Raw genomic sequence first — 22,921 nt, 5'->3', positions numbered from 1 at the left:
CGTATAGAAATGGTAATCTGAATGAGTTCGAGCGTGTTTAATTGCTGAGCATAGTGATGCAAACTGAACAGGCCAATGACGGTGTTGGAGGTATCATTTGAAACGATTTGAAAGTTTAAGTTACCTGATTTCCCATCTAAATATTGCTTTACAGCAAGAACTCGACACGCGCTTAAAGCGTTATGAGTTAGACAGTAAACTGTGGCCAGTATTATTTACCTTATGGCAAGAAGAAGGGCTTAGTCAAACTGAACTGTCCAAGCGTTGTGATGTGGCCAATTACACCATGACCCGTCTGCTTGATACTTTGCAAGTACAGGGATTTATCACCCGTCATCAAGAAGCCGACAATCGTCGCGCTTTTCAAATCTTTTTAACCGACAGCGGTAAAGCATTAGAACTAGACTTAGTGCACGAAGCCGAGTGGGTCAATGAACGCTTTTTAGCGGTACTCACTGACGCTGAGCAAGATGAATTTATGCGCCTGTTGAATAAAGTGAATCAGTTTAGTCTGTAAAGGTTAAATTTCAGCGTTGCTTTTGTTTCTTCTTAGTCAGTGTGCATGACTCTTTTTTGTCCCCAAAAGTTTGTCAAATATAGCCTGCGGCCAAAAACGTCGTGGCGCTTCGCCCACACCAGACCAAGAGGAAACCAACGGCTGTTCCCTCTTGGAACTCCCAGCCGCCACATCAAAATTATCTGAAAAGCGATAATTTCGCGACGTGGTTTGATCCAGCTTTTAACTTCATTTGTAGCTAGCTTTGGCCTTATTCGAAAATGCTAACGCTTCCGATGGTACATCCTGTACCTCGAAAGCTAGCCTGACATCCATGTCAGGACTCACGCTATTTTCTTCAACGCCCTCAAGTTCAGAGTTAAATTTGAACATTTTAAAATCAAGACAACTAACTCGTTTATGCTCCTTTGCTTGTTAGAAAAATCCAATTTAAACTTTGCTCGAACATCGTTATTGATAGTTTATGAAAGCACCATTTTGACGGTAATCTATCTACGCCTAACATCATAAAACCTTTACGACAAGGTACTGGGTTTTGATACAGTTATAATTCATGTTTGTTAAAATAGCAGTGTTGTTTCTCGTTATGTCATTTCGAAAATTCCTGGTTTTACCTAAACGATGATTCTATCCAATTGAATTATATAATTTTTGTTTAATATTAACGCTACATAACGAGTTTGTATTATTCTCGATTATCTAAATTCTCGCTTTGACCTAGACTAAAAGGTGATTGATTAGTGAAAAACAAGCTGATAAGTTACTAAAATTATTAATAATTAAAGTGTTTTTACGATAATTTTTTAGATGAACATCTAAGGATGTTTATCGGGATTCTCGTTAATACGCTGTTGAACTAAGCCGCTGCGCGGAGCCAACAGAGACTTCAATTGGGTACATAATCCTCATTGAAACCGTTAGGCTTAAAGATGTAAGATAGAAAAATATGATGAAAAGGAATTTCAATGAAAAACTTACCTACTGCTCAATATCAACAGACCCAAAACTGCTCTGTAGCCCATAGCCAGCATCAAAAAAAGCAAATTCCTATAGCATGAAGCATGCCAATTAATATGGACTTGGCATCGGCCAAGTCCAACAAGCGATTTATGCCTTGCAAACAGCGCAACGCATAAATACTAAAACGTTAGCTTACCAGTCACATAAGGAGTGATCGTGGGAGAAAAACTTGAAAGTACATTCGGCTGTGCAATTGCTATTCTATTTTTCGGTTTTGGCATTCTTCAACTAGGTGCAGGTTGGGCCGGAATTGAGGATTCATACGGCTGGGGGTGGGGGGTTGCGACAATTATTGCAGCACTCATGTTTCGCTTCACAATCCCAATAGTGTTTGGTGCTTTTCTTTGTGCTCAAAATATTTGGGGCTGGCATTGGGGCTTTGCAGCATTGTTTGCTGCACCTGGACTGCTGTTTATGGTTCCTGCCCTTGTGGCGGATCTCATAAGTGCAGTTAAAAGGTAAGCTACAAGTCATTCAAAAGGACAAAAAACAGTTGGCCGTGCTCGTGCATCGCTGATTTTGGCCAACAATTTTTTGCCTCTTAAATGAGGCGTTAGTGCGTCAAGCAAAGCTTGATGCATCTTGCAGGGTGTAAGTCCCTGTCAGGTAAGGTTTAACCAACCACCTGTATCGAGTGTTGCACCTTTGGCGGAGTGTGAGATTAGCAGATGCTTTTCAGCAGTGAGGACTGCATCACGCTAACAATATTGGTGAAGCGTACACAGAGAATTATGTAGGCCATAGGGGCTGTCGTGGCCCTGAAGTGCTGGTATCGCTCCGATAAATACTAGAACTGACTGACGAGGTTTGCAACGCTACCGAAGTCCATGCAAAACAGCCGTATTGGTTAGGCTGTAGAGAGTCAGCGGAGTTTTCAAGCCGTGGCATGTATAGAGAGATGTATTGAGAACTTGAGAGATCCAAAGGTGTTCCACATGGATCGTGGTAGAGAAGCTTAACGAAAAGCAAAGCCAACGATGACCTTTTGGAAGTCAGATCAGCCCATAGTAGTCTGAGCAGGGGAAAGCCTTGTACATGGCGAAGGAGCTGACAGTTATATTCGGTATTAAGCTGCCACATAGTCCAGACAATGTTGGGCTGGAGCCACTATGACAACCACACTTAATGCCATCGCATTTAAAGCACAAACCTACCCCAAGCACAGGTTTCAGAATTTATATGGACTGCTAAATACTGACAGCCTGTATCAAAGCTGGGGGCAACTCAATAAGCAAGCGAAGCCTGGTATCGATGGCATTACCATCCCTAAGTACCGAGATAAGCTGATAGAAAATATCGACCGTTTAGGTCAGTAACTCAAACAGAAATGTTATCGAGTTAATGACATCAAACGGATCTTCATTCCTAAATCGAACGGTAAATTACGCCCTTTAGGCCTACCAACGGTAGATGACAAGCAAGTGCAACAAAGTGTCAGTCAGATCCTGCAAAGTATCTGGGAACAAGACTTTTTGCGTAATAGCTATGGTTATCGACCGAATAAAAGTGCGCATCAAGCGGTGCATAGTTTAACGCTCAATCTGCAATTTAAAGGTTATGGTTATATTGTTGAAGCTGATATTAAAGGCTTCTTTGACAACCTTGATCACGAATGGCTGATGGCTATGCTCAAGCAACGAATTGATGCAATGGTTAAAAGCACGGATGAAATCCCCTGATGGCGTCTTTACTAAGCCATTAAGCGGTAGCCCACAAGGTGGCATTATCAGCCCTGTGTTAGCTAATATTTATTTGCATTATGCGCTAGACCTTTGGTTTGAAAAGAAAGTGAAGCCAAGGATGAAAGGCAGAGCAATGATGATCCGTTATGCGGATGATTTTGTTTGTGCGTTTCAGTTTGCACATGATGCTGGACGCTTCTATAAGGTTTTGCCGAAACGATTAAAGAAATTCAACCTAGACGTCGCAGAAGATAAAACATCACTGATGCGATTTAGCCGCTTTCATATAGGGCGAAAACGTCATTTTGTATTTCTTGGATTTGAGTTTTACTGGGGCAGAGATTCGAAAGGTAAAGCAAGACTCAGACGACGAACCGCTGTGAAGAAGCAGAAGGCGACGTTGAGCGAGTATTATCAATGGATTAAAGCCAAGCGCTCATTAAAACTGAGTATTTGGCTTCCGCAGTTAAAACGTAAATTAACAGGGTTTAGAAACTATTTGGGTCTTCCCGACAACAGCCGAAGCCTGAGCTACTTATACGATTATGTTCTGCATAACTTGTACAAATGGTTGAACAGACGCAGTGGTCGACGAAGTTACAACTGGAGTAATTTCAAGAAGATGTTAGAGTATTTTAGAATTGAGAGTCCAAAAGTCAGTAAGCGTCTAGTGCTGGTTGATTGGTACTAGGGTCGTGTTTTACACGAGTGAATATATAACTGAAGAGCCGGATGCGGTAGTTCCGCACGTCCGGATCTGTGTGGGGTCGGGTCAGTAATGGCCCGCTCTACCTCGATTAACTCTAGGAGTATGCATGACTATATTTATCACCGTCATTTCTGGTTTTTTAATATTTGTACTAGGGCAATTTTTCTTAAAGCTTGTTCTTGAGCCTATTGTGGCATTTAAAGAGTCACTTGGTTTGCTGTCTGCGTTTTGCTTGAAGAATAGAGCAAAAATAACCAACGCAAATGCTTCTTTGGAACATCAAGAAGAGTTACGTTTGTTAATATCTACAATATTGGCAAAAAAAGAGTCAACTTTGTTTTATGTGAAATTGGCTTTTTTACTAAATCTTCCAGACGAAGATTCTATTTTAAAAGCATGCCAAAAACTAAATTTAATTGCTTATGAAATGTGTAAAGACACAGCTAGGCATAAAACTGGAACCGTAGGCTGTTCTGAAATACTGTTTAATCTTCAAGATGCGAGCAAATTGTTTCGTATTAGATTGGACTTTAACGAGTTATAATCGGGTAGCCGGAGGTATCTAACCTCCAGCCCCCACACCACCCTGCATGCGACTCCGCACAGGGCTGTTCATTTAGAACACCTAACCTAAACGTTCTGGTTAGGATAATGGACTGCGATCCATCCATCTCTTAGTGAATATAATCCTGCTTTCTTCAGATACTCATTATTCAGCGCTTGCTGTATCCCTGGTGTTTTAGAGCTACGCCAAGGGCCTTTACTTGTGATACCACAAGCAACAGCTGCTTGGATCCTGACGCCACGCTTAAGTAAGTTTTGTACCTTAGTCCGTGGTTTTCGCCACTGACGCCAGTAGCACATACGAACACGACGTCGGATCCAATGGTCTAAATCGACACATCCTTGATAAGCGTTAGCAATGCCAAAGTAATTGATCCAGCCTTGCATGTATTGACGCACTTTAAACAGCTGATAATTTAGTGAGGTCAGTGTAAACTTTATGTCATTGCACTAAATCCGAAGCTCTAACGCACTTTTGTCCAATAACAAGTTATTGTTACGATGAGCATGTACAAACTCAATTCAAATCTCAATTTATAAGGATGTAAAATGGAAGTCGATGTATTTAACAGAACTCACACCAATGACAAAATAATCAGTGGGTCTACTTACAATTTTGTCATTGGCTTAACGCTGTTATGGGGTTTTGCCATCAATTGGCTTATGGTGCTGAATATTTCAGTTGAATCAATCAGTAGCATTAATCCGATAATCTTTTTTATTGGGTATTTTGCTTCGTGTTTTTTTGGTATTTATCTTTTTAGCAAATCAGATAAGCCTATTGTGAGCTTTATTGGCTATAACTTTGTGGTGGTACCGTTTGGGCTGATTATTAATCTTGTGGTGAGTCAATATAATCCCGATATTGTGCAAGAGGCCATTAGGGTGACCGGCATGGTAACATTTGTGATGATGCTGTTAGGCTCAATGTATCCTGCCTTTTTTAACAAGATAGCGGGTGGGTTAACCATTGCGTTGATTTGTGTGATTGTAGTGGAACTCATTGAAATATTTATTTTTAATACCCATCACGGCATTTTAGATTGGATTGTCGCGCTGATTTTTTGTGGTTATATTGGTTATGATTGGGCTCGTGCTAATGCAATCCCTAAAACATTTGATAACGCCGTTGATAGCGCTGCAGCCTTGTATATGGACATCATCAATTTATTTTTACGAATACTCAGAATTCTCGGTAGAAAATAGTCCACAATAACGAATGATATCAATCGTTATTACGCTTATTGATATCAGCGTTTCATATCAGCATTTAGATGAAGCATCTAAGCGCCTAGAACAGTAGTCACTCCATATTAATGCCATTGCAGTTGGGTTTTGTTGACGCCCTCTGCAATGGTATTACCAGGTGTTAACTCGTTTATATAACGTTGTTCAGTTCAATTTTAGCCCCTGATTTTTAGCCACTGAATTTTAGGTACCAACATCATGGCATTTAATGACTTATTTAGATTGAGCTCGCATGCGGTGATCACCAATGCGGCAGGGGACGTTTTGTTATTAAAAGCCACTTACGGTGACAAGCATTGGGGCTTACCGGGAGGCGGGCTTGATCCTAATGAAACCATTCATCAGGCATTACTGCGAGAATGCCAGGAAGAGTTAGGCTGTTTGGTGAAGGTGAACTATTTATCTGGGGTGTATTTTCACAGTGCTTACCAGTCGCAAGCGTTTATCTTTCGTTGTGAGTTAACTAAAGAGGCGGTGATTAGTCTAAGCGATGAACACAGCGAATACGCATATTTCGCTGTTGCTGACTTATCTTTAGTGCAGCAACAACGAATTAACGAGTGCCTAGCGTTTAACGGTCAGGTTTTCAGCGCTGCTTTCTAAAGCCGCTTGATGCCAGGTGGTTAACATGCTCATGATATCGTGCGAGTCTTGCAGTTGTGCTAATGGTCTTGGCACTATGTGTTGTTTACTGTCTAGCGCCGCTAGAACAGCTTCTACCTGGTAGTAAAAACCATTGCCTTTGGCTTCAACGTTCACAACATCAGCATCTTGCTCATATAACCTTACTGTAAAATGATTGCCTTGAGCTTCTGGTAACCAGGGATTTGAGGTGAACTCAATACTTCCTAAGCTGCCTAAAATGGTAAATCCTGCGTGTAAGCCATAATCTTCAGCTGTGTGTAAATGACATTGCACGCCGTTTGTATAAGTCACAATTGCGGTAGATTCACAAATATTGCCATCTTGTCCACGTCGCCCAGTGGCTTGCAATTGATATTGCTGGCTGATGCTATTACCAAATTGTTGTTGCATGACTAATTGCATTAATGATGCAGGGTAACAACCAAGGTTAAACAACGCGCCAAGACTGGCCGGATTAACAAATTGGCTGATAGCCGCGCAATATTGGCCACGAATACTTTTTACGTCACCAATCACGCCAGATGCTAAGGTTTGACATAACTGCTGCATAAATGGATGTGCGAGGTACATTAAGCCTTCTAAAAAGAACACCTTGTTGTGCTTAACCGCATCAAGACTTGCTACGGTTGATGGCATATCTACCGAGAGTGACTTTTCGCATAAAATAGCTTTACCCGCATTGGCTGCTTTAATCACATACTCATGGTGCAAATGATTAGGCAGGGCGATGTAAATCACATCTACCAGCGGATCATTAATTAATGCATCAAAATCAGTAAATTGATGTGCGATGTTATATTGCGCTGCAAACTCGGCTAACGTTGTGGTGTTACGGCCAGCGACGGCATATATCTGACTTTGACCTTGTGCTTTTATCGCATCAGCCATCACGCCAGAAATAAAGCTGGTGCCTAAAATACCCCAGTTAATTATTTTGCTCATCGGTTATTCCTCGGTTGCTAGGCGTTGATAGTCAAAGGCTTGTTTGAGTTCGGTGAGTCCTGCTTTAATAAAGGCTTGAGTATGAGGCGCGGCAAAGTGAGCGTCAAATGCGGCTTGATCATCATAACGCTCCCAAAATACAAATTGCTTTGGGTGAGTTTTATGTTGAGTTGCCATAGCAAGTGAGCAGCCTGGTTCGCTATTCATGTCTGCACAAAATTGACGGATTGCAGCAAGGCCTTGGGCCAACGGTACGTCATCTTTAATGTGAATTTCAGCGGTAATAAAAATGCCTGCTTGATCTAATTTGTAATCCATAACAACTCCTCAATAATGATGGCTCATCGTAAACCAGTTTTCTTAACGGCAATACCAGTCATTGGTGTTTACAGAAAACACTATAGGTTTATAATCTTTAGTTTCAATTTATAATCTTTGGTATCAATTTATAGTATTTGGGATCAATGAGTGGAGTGATGATGGATAAATTAACCGCGATGCAAGTGTTTAGCTGCGTAGCTGAGCAAGGTAATTATGCTGCGGCTGCGCATCAGTTTAATATCAGCCGCACCATGGTCAGCAAGCATATTAATCAGTTAGAAGGCTATTTAGGCGTTAAGCTAATCAACCGCACCACACGACAACAGGCATTAAGTGAGTCTGGCCAATTATATTATCAAGAATGTAAAAGCATTTTGGCAGCCATTACTGCCGCTGAAAATACCTTACAATCCATGACAGGCACAGTGAGTGGCAGCATTAAGATTAATGCACCGGTGAGTTTTGGTAATGCGGTACTGGCGCCCATTGTGAATCGTTTTTTGTTAGCGTATCCGCAAGTCGATGTTGACTTACGTTTAGACAATAACCTTGTCGACCCAATGTTAGACAGTGTCGATTTATTGGTTAGGATTGGTGAGCTTAGCGATTCAGCTTTGATTGGTCGCCATATTATGAACTATCACATGCAGTTTTGTGCATCGCCGCAATATGTAGCGCAGCACGCTGAGATAACATCGAATGCAGATTTGCGTGAGCATCACTGTCTTGGGTTTAGCTATTCAAGTAATGGTTCGTTATCTGTGGCGCATCAACAAGTTTTTGGCAAGCGACAGTTTAGGCTGTCGTCAAACAGTGGTGTGGTACTGACTCAAGCTGCCATTGATGGTTTAGGCGTGGTGTTGCAACCCAGTATTGTTGTTAAAGAGGCGATAGATGCTGGCCTCTTAGTCAATATTGCGAGTTTAACCCCACCCGAACCCATGCCAATTCATTTGTTGTATAAAGATAAAAATTTGCCGTTAAAAATGCGCTCGTTAATTGAGTTTATCGTTAAGCACATTGCTGAACAATAACGTCAGTTTAGCGCTTGATCATGCCTTTTAGTACAATGTCATCATAAGTGACGAAACCTAAAATTTGACCACTTTCGACCACGGGCGCTTTGTTAATGTTAAAGCGCTCAAATAAGCGTGCTGTATAACGTACATCCATATCAGCAGGTACAGAAAATACCGGTTTTATCATGATCTCGTATATATTAGTGCGCTCGGGTGATTTGTCTTTTGCCAACACTTTTCGGGCGATGTCACTCATGAGAACCATGCCGTATTCGTCATGTTCATTGCGTTTATCGACCACCAAAATACTGACATTTTTATTGATGGCCACTTGGATTGCTTCTGCAACCGTGTGCATGCCGTCAACCATGGCGTAACGGTTATTCATCACATCGCGATTACGGGTAGGGATACTGCTACTCATATTTGATCCTCAATGTCTTTACTTAGCTTAGCAACTTGATGAGCCACACCGACGGCATCTTCAACATCAATTTGAATCGCAATGCCTTTACCTGAATTAGTGTCAAATTCGCCTACTTGAGATATCGTTTCGAGTATCTTGCGACACATATGTTCTTCAACCAACCATAAAATCACATCGCGTTGTACATCTAAGGTGAGGCCCATAAAGGTTTTCTTTTTTTCTAATCCTTCACCACGAGCATGGTTTATTACCGTCGCGCCAGTGGCTCCTGCAAGCCTAGCTGCATCGAGTACTGCGTCGGTACAATCTTCGTCGACAAAGGCGACGATTAGTTTAAAACGCATAGATTTAGTCCTTAATCGCTTTTCGTTTGGATAAATAATCAACGATTTGGGCGTAACCCATTACGGTGATCATCGGAAATAAACTGGCAAAGGCGATTAAACCAAAGCCGTCAATAAGTGGATTACGCCCTTCAACGTTGGTGGCAAGCCCAAGGCCTAGTGCCGCAACCAAAGGCACTGTTACAGTGGATGTGGTCACGCCGCCTGAGTCATACGCGAGTGGTACAATCATTTTTGGTGCATAAAAGGTTTGAATAACCACAATCACGTAACCGGCCATAATGTAATAATGAATAGGGTCGCCTACTACAATGCGAAAGCACCCTAAAGTAATGCCAATGGCGACACCCAATGCCACAGACATTCGCAGGCCTTGTATACCAATGGTGCCACCTGATACCTGGTTGGCTTTGATTGCTACGGCAATCAGTGACGGTTCGGCAATGGTAGTGCTAAAGCCAATTGCAGCTGCAAACACATATACCCAAAAATAATCCTGCCAAATAAACGGTGCTTTGCTGCCATCGGGGTGTAAAAACTCGCTGGTGGTTAATTGGTTTGCCATGCTTTCGCCAATGGGGAACAGTGCGAGTTGTAAACCGACTAAGAAAAAGGTCAGGCCAATAATCACATAGACAAATCCCAGTAACACTTTACGCCATTGGGTGACAGGGCGCTTGAGTACGCCAAGTTGAAAGCCAAACAAAATCACTGCAATAGGGATGACATCGCGTGCAGTGAGCAAAAATGTGCTAATCAGCTCAGTAAACAAATTGGCTCCTTATCGCACGCATCAGTTTAAAAACACCATGCCGTAAATTAATACAAAAATCATAGGGCTAAGGCTGGCAAAAGCAATGAGACCAAAGCCGTCTAACATCGGGTTTCTACCTTTAATCACACTGGCAAGGCCGACGCCCAATGCAGTCACCAAAGGCACGGTAATGGTTGATGTGGTGACGCCACCTGAATCGTAGGCGATGCCGATAATATTGGCTGGGGCAAAGCTGGTGAGGATCATCACCAGTACATAACCACCAATGATGATGTAATGAATAGGCCAACCCTTAAGAATACGGATCACGCCAAGTAAAATGGCTAAACCTACCGAAATCGCAACCGTGATACGCAATCCCATAGCATAGGAACTCATGGCCTGCTTATTAGCCTCAATCGCACCGGCATTTGCGGCAACTTGAGCCGCTTCATTGGCTACGGCTGTTAGCGCAGGTTCTGCTAATGTGGTGCCAAACCCCAATGAGAACGAGAAAATTACTAACCAAAATACACTGCCTTTTCGTGCTAATGCTTCTGCTAATGACTCACCAATGGGGAATAAGCCCATTTCTAAACCAAACACAAAAAATGTTAATCCCAAGACAATAAAGACTAAGCCAATAAGAATAGACCCAAGCTCTGCGGGAGCTTGGCGGAGGACAAATATTTCAAAAAAACTGACCACTAATATGATGGGGACAAGGTCTTTAAAGCTACTCAACATGGCTTGGAGCAATTTTGCGATGGCAGACATCTATACTCCTGAGGGTTAAAGTGATGGGTTCTGATCATGTTTGGCACTTATATTAGTAGTTATGTTGGCAGTGTTGGCACTAATATCCAGTGATAAATAGTAAACGCTTTATTAAGTGTGACTCTTGATAGTAATTTCGCAACATATTGTTTACACTGATTTTCATTAAATTGACTCAGGTCATAAAATTCAGGCAAACTGTGCCGTACATCTTTGATTACTGATTTGTACCCTGTGTAATAGAGGATCTTAGGTAAAACATAAAAAGGACTTTAACCATGAAAAAAACACTTTTACGCTTATCCATTATCGCCGCCTGTGCAAGCCACATGGCCTACGCTCAACCTACGGACATAGTCACTGCTAAAGTTGATTTTTCAACAGCATATCAACAATACAACCAGGCTGTTGAGGCTAATAACCAAGCCGATATCATCAACTATGCCCAACAAGCTTACGAACTTGGCGAAGTTAAATTCGGCGCAGACAGCATTGATAGTGCCAAATTAGCAATGAATTGGGCTAATGCCATTGTTGCGCAGTCAAAGCAGAACAATAATGGCCGGGCGGTTCAGGATGAACAGGTGATAAAGGCGCAACAATTATTTGAGTCAGCTTTAGCCGTGTACCGTCAAAAATTGCCTGAAAATGATATTGCCTTTATAGATCCACTTGTGGGCTTAGCAGAAACCACCGCAGATGATGCTTATGCCAAAAAAGTGTTATTTGAGGCGATTGATATTGCTCAAGAAGCGGATAATGAACTCACTGTAGCTGAAGTGAAAACCTTAGCTTTTTATCGCCTAACGGGCACGGCGTTTTATAATCGAGCGGTGAGAAGTTTCGCTTTTGACGCCTATGATATTTATGTCAAAAAGCTTCCAGAAAACGCGATAAAACGTGTTAATGCGACTTATCTTTATGGGGCATTAAATGAAGCAATGGGTAAACACACTAAAGCTGTTGATGCTTTAGTTGAAGTGATAAAACAATATCAAGCATTACCTTACAGCCATCCACATGAGTTGCGTGCTCATGCCTTGTTAGTTGATATTTATCAAAAGCAAGGCCAAAGTGATCAAGCCACTGAGCATTGTATTGCCATTGGTAAAATGACGCCATGGAACGAGCAACAAGAGCAAACGCCTTTATTTAGAACGCCACCAGATTACCCTATGTCTTATGCAAAGCGGGGTAAAAGTGGTTGGGTAAAACTACAATTTACCGTAGATGAGCAAGGTTTTGTGCAATCGCCTCAAGTGCTTGACTCTAAAGGTGGTAGTCAATTTGAAAAAGAATCAATTGAGGCGTTAAGCCAGTGGCGTTATGCACCTAAATTTGTGGATGGTAAGCCGGCGCAGGGCACTTCAACAGTGCGCTTAGACTTTACTCTAGGTTAATGAGTCTATAGAGTTGTGAGTTAGCTCAATAAATACATACTCAACATACCCACACACACAATCACAAAGCCAGATTCAATCATGAACTGGCTTTTTTGTAGCTGTTTTTTACCTTGTTTTAAAATGGTCACCAGTTGGTTTTGTTTGTAGATTCGGCACGATATTAACGACGTTTGCGGATCGGCTATGAGTTGGAAACGGCACTTTTTACCGTTATCGAGCAACACATCATGCATACTCTGCAAACCAAAGTTAAATTTGCGCGACACCACTTTGCCGTTGATAAAAACTCGTTCTAGACCACACCAATTACTGGCTTGTAATTCGATATTGTCTTGATTTAGGTGGTAAGAAAATTTAATCATAATGCTCATCCTTTCACATGATAACCGCGTGTTTACCTATACCCATCACTCAAAACTGCCTTAACATTTTCATCTTTGAACTTGTTGAGTCAGTCATGCAACTGAAAAAAAAGCTGCATTAAGTACTAATAAAGCAGAGCAATGTGACAATTTCCAGCACAGAAATATGAACAATTTGCGAAATAAAGCTATGTTGTTGCTGGCTATGAGAATATTTATTTTTATCATGGAGTATTGCAAAACGTCAGTGATTAAGCATTGGGTATGACGTGGGCGAATATGAGGTAGCGAGTCGCAATGTGACTGTGAATGAGGATGGTCAATTAGGCATTAGCCAATTCACTTTAACCTTATTGGTTTTAAAGGTAGTGTTAGTGATTAAGCAAAGTGCCTTTATCGGTTGTGGTTTTTTTTAAGCGGTGTAATAGGCTTTTAATAAGTCTTTCCAGGTAATGATCCCCACAATGTGGTTGTTCTCTAATACCGGCAGACAGCCAATGTCATGCTCTAGAATCAATTTGCTGGCAAGGTTAATATCACAATGAGGGGCTATGGTAACCGGATTATGACTCATCACTTGATGAATTCGTTTTTGTAGGGTTTCGGTATCTCGTATCAATTCTGCAGCGGTGCCAATATTGGGACTAAGAGCCCTTAAAAAATCACGGTGAGACAAAATGCCGGCTAATTTGTCATCTTCATCGATAACCAATAAATGGTGAAAGCTGACATTGTCGAATATTTCTTTGGCGACTGAAAGCCTGTCATACATTTCGATAGTCACAACACGGGTGATCATAATATCTGCCACGCTTATACGATGGTATGATTGATCCTCTGTTTCATTGAACGTGTCCTCTACTGTTTCATTCAAGGTTTTACTCAATGAATTGTTTGATGTGTCTGTCGATGTTGTCATAGATGATTCCCCACTCATTTATTCTTTTATATCAGATAAATAATAGCGTAACAATCAAATAACAACCAACAAACGGACCAAAAAGTATCTAAGGTTATGATGCGGCTTGTTCTCGTGGTAAATGGCCTGCCAGGTACTTCTGGTATTTAAGGGGTTTGAGTTGATGAATATCCACCAGAACTAAGCCATCAATACAGTCGCCAAACTCTGGGTCGATGCCAAAGTCTAAAAACTTCACGCCTTGATTGTCGCAAAGCTCACCATATTGTTTGAATAATGTGGGTACCGATACGGCCATATTCGCTAACGTCCTTTTAAGTATTTTAAAATTTTCTGCGTAATCGCATCCATTAAATAACTGATCAAGTTGGTTAATTCTGTCTGGGGTAAATTGATAGGAATTAAATGAGCATGCTAAGGTTTCGCTTGATGCAAACTGTTGCTGATAAAAGAACACCAACATTTCCTTTGCTTGCAATGGCAGGCTATCGCTTAACGACACCGGCCCAAATAAATAGCGATATTGCGGGTTACTCACTAAAAATGCACCTATTCCTTGCCATAGGTATTCTAAACTGCGTCGGCCCCAGTACTTAGGTTGTACAAAGCTGCGCCCAAGTTCTAAACCTTGCTCTAAATAAGGTTGGAATGCCTGTTTATAGTCAAATAATGACTCGCTGTAGAGTGAGTCTTTTCCTAGGGTTTCATGGAGTGTTTTAGCACTGGCAAAACGATAAGCACCGACAATTTCTAAATCATCTTTATCCCACAGTACAAGGTGTAAATAATGATTGTCGTACTTGTCTGTGTCGCGCCTTTTGCCTGTACCTTCGCCCACGGCGCGAAAGGCAATCTCACGTAAGCGGCCTATTTCACGCATTATTGCACTACTTTGATGATGCTTATAAAGGTAGATCTGCTTGTTGTCTTGAGTTTGTCCGAGTCGTTCGCATTGAGATAATTCACTTTGCAGTTCGCTGCGTTTTTCAGGGTGAGCGATGGCATTTTGGGTGGTAAATAATGGGCTACGATTTTTACCGATACGGTATAAATGATTTTTAAGTAATTTCACTTTAGTTTTTAGGGGGAAATCTTGATTGTTAACGACTTCTTTGGCAATCAGTTGCCCAATACGCACTGGCATGACTTGGTCGACTTGTTTAAACATCTCTTTGACTAACAGCAAGGTTGCAAGGGGTTTGTAAATCATTGAAGCGCCATAAAAGGTGGCTGAGTTTTTAGCATCAACAAACACGGGTAATAACGGCGCATTACAGGCGCGGGCCATTTTTAAAAAACCGCTGTGCCAATGTAAATCGGTAACGCCGGTTGGGCGCAAGCGCGACACTTCACCCGATGGGAATATCAGTACCGCACCTTCATTTTTTAGGTGGTGGTGTATTTCATCCAAATGTTGCTTGGGCGTGCCGCCTGTCATGTTACGCACTGGTAATAGAATAGAATGCAGCGGTTTAATGGCCATTAACAATTCATTAGCGACCACTTTGATGTCGGGGCGAACCTGGTTGATGAGCTTAATAAGGGCGAGGGCATCAAGAGAACCAATGGGGTGATTGGCGTATATCACCACGCGACCTTCGTGTGGGATATTTTCAACTTCGTTATTGGGCACACTGTAGGTAAAGTGTAAACTGGCTAATATTTGCTCAACAAAGTCTACACCTGATAAATGTGCGTGTTCATTGGCAATGTCATTGCATTGCTTTTCGTGGAGTAAATAACGCAACATAGCTTTAGTGGGCTTGGCTAACCACGGTTTGTTGTGCACATTGGGTAGGTTTTTTTCTAGCACATTATCGACGGAAAATATCATAGTCTAGCCCTTAGTTATGCTACGTGCTGTTTTTGAGGTTGTGTATGTTTGTTGCTCTGCATGTCGCTATGTCGTTGATTTTGAACTAGCCGTGATAATGGTTGACGCTGTATCAGTGATTGGGTGTTTTGATTACTGTTATTGACCATCTGCCATTTGCCTCAATACATAAGTTGAGTCAGTGTTAATTTAAGGTAGGGCAGCGACTTGACAGTTAGGTGAACGATTTATGACAAATCAGAGATATAGGTGAGGGTTTAAGCAACAAAAAGGGAAATGCCAATGCATTTCCCTTTTTGTTAGTTCGGCAGTGTGAACACCACAAGCTTGCTTAATAAAGCCTGTGATGCTTCGATTTCACTATTTTTTTCACTATTTTGTCTTGCTATTTCGCCTCACTATCTCGCAGCATCGATAATGGCTTTGGCCATTTCATCGGCAACCGAACCTGTGGTGCGGTTTTCGGCGTCAGCACGACTAAAAATAGTTAATAACGTATGATAGATTTGTTCAACCTTAGCTTTAGATGCCGCGGCGTCATAGTTTTTCTCAAATGAAACGTTGATAATACCGCCAGCGTTAATCACATAATCGGGTGCGTATAAAATACCCATTTGCTTGAGTTTTTCACCATGACGCATTTCTGCTAATTGGTTGTTAGCACAACCTGCAACGATGGTCGCTTTTAGTAATGGTAAGGTTGTGTCGTTTAAGGTGGCACCTAATGCACATGGCGCGTACACATCAACGTCTTGAGTATAGATATCTTGCGGGGCAACGACAGTTGCACCAAATTCAGTCGCGACACGGTCAAGCGACGCTTGATGAATGTCAGTGACAATCAACTCAGCCCCTTCTTCGTGTAAATGCTTACACAAGTAATAGCCAACGTGTCCGACACCTTGCACAGAGATTTTAATGCCTTTTAAGCTGTCAATACCACGCTGATGCTTAATCGCTGCTTTGATGCCTAAATAGGTACCTAATGCGGTTAATGGCGATGGATCGCCAGATTTGCCTTCAAGACCTGCTACAAATTCAGTTTCTCGACTGGCTATCATGATGTCTGATGTTGACACGCCAACATCTTCAGCTGAATAGTATTTACCGCCTAAACTGTTAACAAAACGGCCAAAGGCTAAGAATAATGCTTCGCGATCGGTGGTTTTAGGATCGGCGATGATAACGGCTTTACCGCCACCCATGGTTAAACCGGCAAGGGCATTTTTATAGGTCATGCCACGTGAGAGACGCAATACGTCAGTTAACGCTTCGTCATCTGATTCATAGTTCCACATACGGCAACCACCTACAGCCGACCCAAGGTTAGTATTGTGAACAGCAATAATGGCTTTTAAGCCACTTTGCTTGTCATGACAAAATACCACTTGTTCGTGTTCATCGAACGAAACATGATTAAAAACTGCCACGTTGTTATCTCCGCTTACTAGCATGTTAAAGTAAAGTTCATGTATCTTGGTATTATTGAGTATCCAAGACACAAACGACTGCTTGTTATATTTATTGCAGCACGATAGCATTTAGCGATACTCTCAACAAAGCATGATTTAGTTATTTTTGTGATTGATGTGGAAATTTAGCTTGCCACTTTACGTAAACGTAAAGTAACGTATGTTACATCGATGTTTTGAGATTGGATAACAGGTGAATTTTTGTTCTTACCTGTAATATAACAATAAGATAGGAAGTATTATGACTGAAGAAGTTGCAGAGCAGGTAGCACAGCCAGCACCAGACCAAGAAGCACTAAGACAAGAGTGGGTACGTACTCAATTTCAAAAAGCCAATCGCTTTTTAGCTGAGAAAGGCGTGATCCCAAATAATGTGCTTACCACCGAAAGCCGCTATCTTGCACCTTATTTAGCTATTTGGAAGATGGAATCCAAACAACCTAAAAAACAAACTTTTTGGGTAATGTCGGGTGATTTGCCATCTGACTATGTCGATGTCAAAGTGGCAGCGACGGCTCGCGATGCCATTCGTCATTTCTCAATGATGTGGCAATTAAAAGCAGAAAACCTGCATAAATCAGGTGTGACTAAAGATGCGACGCAGATGAAGTTTGCTCAGCTATTAGTTTCTCGTGCAGAAAGCCTGTACAAAATGCACCAAGACGAGAAACTTTGGGGTTAACTTGCAAATCCTGAATAACAAAAAAGGCACCTAGGTGCCTTTTTGTTTAATACAAATTTAAGCGCTTAGCATTCATCTTCAGCAAGATAAAATAGCCCTTGATTTACGAGTTGTGTCAGCACATCAAGTAAGGTAGTGTCTTCTGTTAACTCGCTGGCTTGCTCAGGCATGATGCTGACTTCATTGGCGAGTAATTGCAGTGTGGACTCATTAACGCCTGGTAACGCAAACACTTCGCCGTTGATGAACAATCTTGACTCTGTGTCTTGCTCAAGACGTAATACTTTTAAGCCACCAATACGTTGAATAATTGCGCCTTGTTCAATAGCGTCCAATAAGTCATCGCTGCTCAATGGTTCTTCATCTTCACAAATATCCAACTCAAAACGATTTTGGCTTAGCAACTTACCTAACATGGTTTGATAGGCTTTAGGATCTTGTGCTAATTGCACTAATAAATCCATAATGCCTTGTTGATGCGTTTGGCTAATGATGCCGGGTGCATCAGGTTCATCCACAGAGGTAAAGCGTTTATTACCTAAATTGTTGTCGATAAGGCTGTCGGCTAATTCAGTTAATAATTCTTGTTGGCTTGGCGCTCTAAACCCAATTGAGTATGACATGGCCAAAGTGACTGTTTCGCCGCAATGCGGGTAACCTGGCGGAATGTATAATACATCGCCTTTTTGTAATACCACATCGATAATCGGTTCAAAATCGTCAACTAATGGTGAGTTAGGGTTATCGCCACGACGTTTATGCTGGCCTTTATCACCTACCTTCCAACGACGTTCGCCATCACCTTGAATAATAAATACATCATAGTTATCGATATGTGGTCCTACGCCGCCGCCCGGTGTAGCAAAAGACACCATTAGGTCGTCAAAGCGCCAGTCGGGTAAAAAGCGAAATGCTTCGACTAATGGCTGTGATGCTGGATACCAATGGTTAACGGCCTGAACTAATAACTGCCAGTTATCTTCGCCAAATTGGTCGTAGTCTTCAAATGGACCTTGTACTACGTCCCAATCTTCACCTTTAGTGACAACCACGCGAGATGATATTTCTTCTTCACAGGCGAGACCTGCTAATTCGTCTGCCGCGATAGGGTCTTCAAAGTCGACAAATGCTTGCTTGATAACAAGGGGTTTCTGTTGCCAATGCTGTTTAATAAAGGCTTGGGTATCAATATTTAATGTGTACATCATTGACCTCAGGTCGTGAGAATGTTTGTCCAATAAAAAAGCGGTCACAGATGCGACCGCTAATGGTATGTATAAGCTTATAAGACTATTTTAGCTCATCAACAAAGGCTTCTGCACGGCCGATGTAGTTTGCTGGAGTCATTTTTTTCAGTTCAACTTTAACGTGCGCTGGCAATTCAAGGCCATCGATAAATGTCGCAAGTTGCGCGGCATCAATACGCTTACCACGTGTCAGTTCTTTCAGTTTTTCATATGGCTTTTCGATGCCGTAACGACGCATTACTGTTTGTACTGGCTCTGCCAATACTTCCCAGTTTTTATCAAGCTCGGCAAGCAGCTGCGCTTCGTTCACTTCTAATTTGCTAATGCCTTTTAAGGTCGCTTGGTAAGCAATGAGCGAGTGCGCCATACCGACACCAAGGTTACGTAGCACCGTTGAGTCAGTTAAGTCACGCTGCCATCTTGAAACCGGTAATTTAGCGGCTAAATGTTGCATCAATGCGTTGGCGATGCCTAGGTTACCTTCAGAGTTTTCAAAGTCGATTGGGTTCACTTTGTGCGGCATGGTTGATGAACCAATTTCGCCAGCGATAGTGCGCTGTTTAAAGTGTCCTAATGCAACATAACCCCAAATATCACGATCGAAATCGATTAGAATGGTGTTGAAGCGGGCAATGGCATCAAACAATTCTGCGATATAATCATGCGGTTCAATCTGTGTAGTGTAGGCGTTCCAGTTAATGCCAAGGCTAGTAACAAAACGTTGTGACAATTCATGCCAGTTCACTTCTGGGTAGGCAGAGATGTGAGCGTTGTAGTTACCCACAGCACCGTTAATTTTACCCATAATTTCAACAGCGTTGATTTGGTTTAATTGACGCTCAAGACGCACAGCAACGTTAGCCATTTCTTTGCCTAACGTTGATGGTGATGCTGGTTGGCCATGAGTACGTGACATTAATGGCACGCTTTTGTTGTCATGCGCTAACTTTTTAATCGCATCAATAATTTGCTGACAATGCGGTACCAATACTTGTTCACGCGCTTCTTTTAGCATTAAGCCGTGAGATAGATTGTTAATGTCTTCTGAGGTACAAGCAAAGTGAACAAATTCGTCAATCGCGACTAATTCAGCGTTATCGGCAATTTGTTCTTTAATAAAGTATTCAACCGCTTTTACGTCGTGGTTGGTGGTGCTTTCAATTGCTTTAACGCGCAATGCATCTTGTTCGCTAAAGTTGTCTTTGATGCTATCGAGTAAGGCAAGGGCGGTTTCGCTAAACGGGGGAACTTCTTCAATCTCTGGGCAGCTAGATAATAACTTTAACCAGTTAATTTCAACTTGAACACGGTACTTAGTAAGACCGAACTCGCTGAAAATCCCTCTTAATGAGGCGGTTTTACTACCATAACGACCGTCTACCGGAGAGATAGCAGTTAGTGCGGAAAGATCCATTTGAAGCTCCTTGATGAACTTTGTTGTAGGGTGAGTCGATTAATTGTTATTTTGGCTTTTTCTTGCGGTATCAAATATTGCTTTACGGGCAAACACTAAATGGCGACGTTTACCGCCTAATTGGCGCCATAATACCGCACTGCGCATAGCAGCGAGTAATAAAGCTCGAATTTTATGTTGAACCAGGGGCTGCTTTAAGCAGTCCGGGTTACCCGAAATCTGTAATTTTGGACCTAATTCACTGATGATGTCGCTGTATATGCTGGCAAAGTTAGACACGACTTGTTCATCGGTAATTTCAAAGTGGCTCAATTGGCGGTGTATTTGATTAATACGTTCAGCAAGCATGCCTAAACCATTTGGTGAGCGAGCAAGTTTCCGTTCAAGCGCCAATACACCGACTAAATAGCGGGTGGTTTCGACATCTTTATTGCTGCCATCACCCAATTGATTTTGGATCAGTTGATAGCCTTTATTTAAAATACCTTTGTCTTGATACACATCGGCAGTGGCTTCGGGTTCTGTGACCAAAATGGTATTGAGTGTCGCGGCTAACGCTTCTTTATCACTTTCACCGTGACGCGCTAAATACTGAACCTGACCAATTGCCTGTAAAATACCGGCAAAGGCCATTGTACGTTCGAACAGCAGACTGTCTGGAGTTTGACTCACGGTTTATCCTCGAACTAAGGTATCGATAATGCCGCCACCTAAACAAATATCGCCATCATAAAATACTGCGGATTGTCCAGGCGTGACAGCGGCAACAGGTGTATCGAACATGACAGTAATATTGTCAGGATCGTTATAAACTAAGGTACAGATAACATCGCGTTGACGGTAACGGGTTTTAACTGTGATTTTACTGTTATTAGCAGGGCCTTTTCGGTCAACCCAATGTAATTGGTTCACGGTCATACCGTGCGACATTAAACGCGGGTGTTCAGCACCTTGTGCAACCACTAATACATTGCGCAGTAGGTCTTTTTCTACTACGTACCATGGGTCTTCGTTGCTGTTTTTAAGTCCACCAATGCCTAAGCCTTTGCGTTGACCAAGGGTGTGGTACATCAACCCTTGATGAGTGCCTATGACTTCGCCTTCGGCGGTTTCAATGTCACCTGGTTGTGCCGGTAAATAGGTGGCTAAGAAATCAGTAAACTTGCGCTCGCCAATAAAACAAATGCCGGTGCTGTCTTTTTTGTCATGAGTGATTAAGCCCATTTTTTTGGCTATTTCGCGTACTTCGTGTTTTTCAAGCTCACCGACAGGGAATAAACTGCGCGCCACTTGCTCATGGCTGAGTGTATATAGGAAATAGCTTTGGTCTTTATTGCCATCAACACCGCGGAGCATTTCAACACTGCCATCGCTGTTGTCACGACGACGAACATAATGGCCCATGGCGATATAGTCGGCGTCTAAAATCTCGTCGGCAAATTCTAGGAATGCTTTGAATTTGATTTCTTTGTTGCACATGATGTCTGGATTAGGCGTACGGCCGGCTTTGTATTCAGCTAAGAAATACTCGAACACGTTGTCCCAGTATTCGGCTGCAAAGTTGACGGTATGCATTTTAATACCAAGCTTGTCACATACTGCTTGCGCATCTTTTAAATCATCTGCTGCAGCGCAATATTCGTCGGTGTCGTCTTCTTCCCAGTTCTTCATAAATAGACCTTCAACCTCATAGCCTTGCTGTATAAGCAAATAGGCCGAAACAGAAGAGTCCACACCGCCGGACATGCCGACAATGACTTTTTTACCTTGAGAAGTTGGGTTGATTGATGTCATAAATCCTAAAACCGTTGAATATAGAGAGTATGTATATGGTGGCGTTATGCAGTGGTTTCAAGCCAGTGATATCAATGACTCAACCTGAATAGCCGTTAAACACAGTCATAAATTACACAGATAAGCCTTACGCTTATGGTGCTATTGGTACATGAAAGCGTGTAAACATCACATTTGTGCGGCGCATATTCTACCATGCATTCGAGCGTTGGGCTATCTTGAACGACTGTCAATTAGGCTTAACCCACTGACTTATCGGTGTGCAAATAATCAGCGTTAAGCAATGATAAAGGAAAATGATGGCTAACACGTTTAGCTGTTATTGGCGGGCGATTGTCTCGCGTTGCGGGAGGCGACTCATCTAATAAACCCGCTTGCACAATAAAATCATCGATGCTTTTGAGCACCAGAGGGCTGCGTAACTGTGCAGAGCGTTGAGTAATTTGCGAATATGATAACCAGTGAGTGCGCACTATCGCACTGTCTTGTGGAATCGATTCGATGGGCGTATCAAGTTCAATACAAAAAGTGTAACGCACAAAGGCAAGGTCTTGGTTGGCACTAAATTGATAAATACCGACAAGGGCTTGCGGCATTATTGTCAATCCAGTTTCTTCTGCAATCTCACGAGCACACGCATTAATCAGTGACTCATTGGCTTCTAAATGACCGGCAGGCTGGTTAAATTTAACCTGTCCATCAATGTGTTCTTCAACCAGTAAAAATTGGCCCTGGCTGTAAATAACACAGGCCACAGTAGTATTCGGTTTGTAACGTTGAGTCATTTATGCCAATCCTTATGATAATGCGATTACCGTTAGGTTG

General features: G+C 42.1%; 26 protein-coding genes and 1 pseudogene. 11 read left to right on the top strand and 16 right to left on the bottom strand.

The features are described from left to right. Positions 1-97: 97 nt before the first annotated feature. The 6 genes from AC19MV_RS06750 to AC19MV_RS06725 all read left to right on the top strand — a co-directional run bounded on the left by AC19MV_RS06750 (position 98) and on the right by AC19MV_RS06725 (position 4,472). Positions 98-517, top strand: a complete 420-nt coding sequence (locus AC19MV_RS06750) for a MarR family winged helix-turn-helix transcriptional regulator (RefSeq protein WP_498306555.1) — start codon at positions 98-100, stop codon at positions 515-517. Between the two features lie 1,176 nt (positions 518-1,693). Beyond that, positions 1,694-1,999 carry a hypothetical protein gene (locus AC19MV_RS06745; protein ID WP_498306553.1) on the top strand — a complete coding sequence of 102 codons (306 nt, stop codon included), beginning with the start codon at positions 1,694-1,696 and terminating at the stop codon, positions 1,997-1,999. A 647-nt stretch (positions 2,000-2,646) separates the two neighbouring features. Continuing rightward, positions 2,647-2,853 (top strand): hypothetical protein, encoded by a 207-nt coding sequence (locus AC19MV_RS06740; protein WP_498306552.1) that lies wholly within the window; start codon positions 2,647-2,649, stop codon positions 2,851-2,853. 105 nt (positions 2,854-2,958) lie between these two features. Continuing rightward, positions 2,959-3,216 (top strand): hypothetical protein, encoded by a 258-nt coding sequence (locus tag AC19MV_RS06735; RefSeq protein ID WP_498306550.1) that lies wholly within the window; start codon positions 2,959-2,961, stop codon positions 3,214-3,216. Next, positions 3,203-3,910: a reverse transcriptase domain-containing protein gene (locus tag AC19MV_RS06730; protein ID WP_498306548.1), complete on the top strand. Its 708-nt coding sequence runs from the start codon at positions 3,203-3,205 to the stop codon at positions 3,908-3,910. The genes AC19MV_RS06735 and AC19MV_RS06730 overlap by 14 nt, the downstream gene beginning before the upstream one ends. Before the next feature lie 124 nt (positions 3,911-4,034). After that, the gene (locus AC19MV_RS06725; protein ID WP_498306546.1) at positions 4,035-4,472 is read left to right on the top strand and encodes a hypothetical protein; all 438 of its coding nucleotides are present in this window, start codon (positions 4,035-4,037) and stop codon (positions 4,470-4,472) included. An 86-nt stretch (positions 4,473-4,558) separates the two neighbouring features. On the opposite strand, the pseudogene AC19MV_RS06720 reads toward AC19MV_RS06725, so the two are convergent. Then, positions 4,559-4,915 (bottom strand): annotated as a pseudogene (locus AC19MV_RS06720) (group II intron maturase-specific domain-containing protein); the annotation flags it as partial. A 126-nt stretch (positions 4,916-5,041) separates the two neighbouring features. Here AC19MV_RS06720 and AC19MV_RS06715 point away from each other — a divergent pair. After that, a complete protein-coding gene (locus tag AC19MV_RS06715; RefSeq protein ID WP_432400141.1) occupies positions 5,042-5,698 on the top strand; it encodes a Bax inhibitor-1 family protein in 657 nt (218 codons plus the stop codon). 240 nt (positions 5,699-5,938) lie between these two features. Further along, positions 5,939-6,343 carry an NUDIX hydrolase gene (locus tag AC19MV_RS06710; RefSeq protein ID WP_498306545.1) on the top strand — a complete coding sequence of 135 codons (405 nt, stop codon included), beginning with the start codon at positions 5,939-5,941 and terminating at the stop codon, positions 6,341-6,343. Here the strand turns inward: AC19MV_RS06710 and AC19MV_RS06705 are convergent. Both AC19MV_RS06705 and AC19MV_RS06700 read right to left on the bottom strand, forming a co-directional pair. Beyond that, complete coding sequence (locus AC19MV_RS06705; RefSeq protein WP_498306543.1) at positions 6,305-7,327, bottom strand: Gfo/Idh/MocA family protein; 1,023 nt, start codon at positions 7,325-7,327, stop codon at positions 6,305-6,307. The two genes, AC19MV_RS06710 and AC19MV_RS06705, sit on opposite strands and share 39 nt — an antisense overlap. A gap of 3 nt (positions 7,328-7,330) precedes the next feature. Then, positions 7,331-7,645, bottom strand: coding sequence for a putative quinol monooxygenase (locus tag AC19MV_RS06700; protein ID WP_160052919.1), 315 nt, complete (start codon positions 7,643-7,645; stop codon positions 7,331-7,333). Positions 7,646-7,803: 158 nt separating this feature from the next. On the opposite strand from AC19MV_RS06700, the gene AC19MV_RS06695 reads away from it, so the two are divergent. Then, positions 7,804-8,682, top strand: a complete 879-nt coding sequence (locus tag AC19MV_RS06695; protein ID WP_498306541.1) for a LysR family transcriptional regulator — start codon at positions 7,804-7,806, stop codon at positions 8,680-8,682. Positions 8,683-8,689: 7 nt separating this feature from the next. Here the strand turns inward: AC19MV_RS06695 and AC19MV_RS06690 are convergent, their stop codons facing one another. From AC19MV_RS06690 to AC19MV_RS06675, 4 genes are read right to left on the bottom strand one after another with little or no spacing between them, the layout of a single operon-like run. Beyond that, entirely contained in the window at positions 8,690-9,091 is a 402-nt protein-coding gene (locus AC19MV_RS06690; RefSeq protein ID WP_498306539.1) for a CBS domain-containing protein, read from the bottom strand. Continuing rightward, entirely contained in the window at positions 9,088-9,438 is a 351-nt protein-coding gene (locus AC19MV_RS06685; protein WP_498306537.1) for a P-II family nitrogen regulator, read from the bottom strand. The genes AC19MV_RS06690 and AC19MV_RS06685 overlap by 4 nt, the downstream gene beginning before the upstream one ends. Positions 9,439-9,442: 4 nt before the next feature. Next, the gene (locus tag AC19MV_RS06680) at positions 9,443-10,210 is read right to left on the bottom strand and encodes a DUF1538 domain-containing protein (RefSeq protein WP_432400147.1); all 768 of its coding nucleotides are present in this window, start codon (positions 10,208-10,210) and stop codon (positions 9,443-9,445) included. Positions 10,211-10,231: 21 nt separating this feature from the next. Beyond that, entirely contained in the window at positions 10,232-10,969 is a 738-nt protein-coding gene (locus AC19MV_RS06675; RefSeq protein ID WP_498306535.1) for a DUF1538 family protein, read from the bottom strand. Between the two features lie 278 nt (positions 10,970-11,247). Here AC19MV_RS06675 and AC19MV_RS06670 point away from each other — a divergent pair, with 278 nt between their 5' ends. Beyond that, positions 11,248-12,369 (top strand): TonB family protein, encoded by a 1,122-nt coding sequence (locus AC19MV_RS06670; RefSeq protein WP_498306533.1) that lies wholly within the window; start codon positions 11,248-11,250, stop codon positions 12,367-12,369. Positions 12,370-12,389: 20 nt separating this feature from the next. Here the strand turns inward: AC19MV_RS06670 and AC19MV_RS06665 are convergent, their stop codons facing one another. From AC19MV_RS06665 to AC19MV_RS06650, 4 genes are all read right to left on the bottom strand, one after another. Further along, a complete protein-coding gene (locus AC19MV_RS06665; protein ID WP_188952444.1) occupies positions 12,390-12,734 on the bottom strand; it encodes a hypothetical protein in 345 nt (114 codons plus the stop codon). 412 nt (positions 12,735-13,146) lie between these two features. Beyond that, positions 13,147-13,533: a CBS domain-containing protein gene (locus AC19MV_RS06660; RefSeq protein ID WP_498306647.1), complete on the bottom strand. Its 387-nt coding sequence runs from the start codon at positions 13,531-13,533 to the stop codon at positions 13,147-13,149. 214 nt (positions 13,534-13,747) lie between these two features. Further along, positions 13,748-15,487 (bottom strand): bifunctional ornithine lipid synthase OlsF, encoded by a 1,740-nt coding sequence (gene olsF, locus AC19MV_RS06655; RefSeq protein WP_498306532.1) that lies wholly within the window; start codon positions 15,485-15,487, stop codon positions 13,748-13,750. Positions 15,488-15,885: 398 nt separating this feature from the next. Continuing rightward, positions 15,886-16,917, bottom strand: a complete 1,032-nt coding sequence (locus AC19MV_RS06650; protein ID WP_498306530.1) for a Glu/Leu/Phe/Val dehydrogenase dimerization domain-containing protein — start codon at positions 16,915-16,917, stop codon at positions 15,886-15,888. A 283-nt stretch (positions 16,918-17,200) separates the two neighbouring features. On the opposite strand from AC19MV_RS06650, the gene AC19MV_RS06645 reads away from it, so the two are divergent. Continuing rightward, the gene (locus AC19MV_RS06645) at positions 17,201-17,641 is read left to right on the top strand and encodes a DUF4826 family protein (RefSeq protein WP_432400152.1); all 441 of its coding nucleotides are present in this window, start codon (positions 17,201-17,203) and stop codon (positions 17,639-17,641) included. 65 nt (positions 17,642-17,706) lie between these two features. Here the strand turns inward: AC19MV_RS06645 and AC19MV_RS06640 are convergent, their stop codons facing one another. The 5 genes from AC19MV_RS06640 to AC19MV_RS06620 form a co-directional block, all read right to left on the bottom strand. Beyond that, positions 17,707-18,846: a ribosomal protein uL16 3-hydroxylase gene (locus tag AC19MV_RS06640; protein ID WP_498306645.1), complete on the bottom strand. Its 1,140-nt coding sequence runs from the start codon at positions 18,844-18,846 to the stop codon at positions 17,707-17,709. An 85-nt stretch (positions 18,847-18,931) separates the two neighbouring features. Next, on the bottom strand, positions 18,932-20,302 hold the full coding sequence (gene purB / locus AC19MV_RS06635) for an adenylosuccinate lyase (protein ID WP_432400153.1): 1,371 nt from the start codon (positions 20,300-20,302) through the stop codon (positions 18,932-18,934). A gap of 39 nt (positions 20,303-20,341) precedes the next feature. After that, the gene (gene hflD / locus AC19MV_RS06630) at positions 20,342-20,974 is read right to left on the bottom strand and encodes a high frequency lysogenization protein HflD (protein ID WP_432400154.1); all 633 of its coding nucleotides are present in this window, start codon (positions 20,972-20,974) and stop codon (positions 20,342-20,344) included. Between the two features lie 3 nt (positions 20,975-20,977). Then, positions 20,978-22,096, bottom strand: coding sequence for a tRNA 2-thiouridine(34) synthase MnmA (gene mnmA, locus AC19MV_RS06625; protein ID WP_498306528.1), 1,119 nt, complete (start codon positions 22,094-22,096; stop codon positions 20,978-20,980). Between the two features lie 239 nt (positions 22,097-22,335). Beyond that, the gene (locus AC19MV_RS06620) at positions 22,336-22,881 is read right to left on the bottom strand and encodes an NUDIX hydrolase (protein WP_498306526.1); all 546 of its coding nucleotides are present in this window, start codon (positions 22,879-22,881) and stop codon (positions 22,336-22,338) included. Positions 22,882-22,921 lie beyond the last annotated feature (40 nt).

The sequence above is a fragment of the Shewanella sp. MF05913 genome, assembly GCF_059758095.1.
This window is presented reverse-complemented; position numbering and strand designations above follow the sequence as displayed.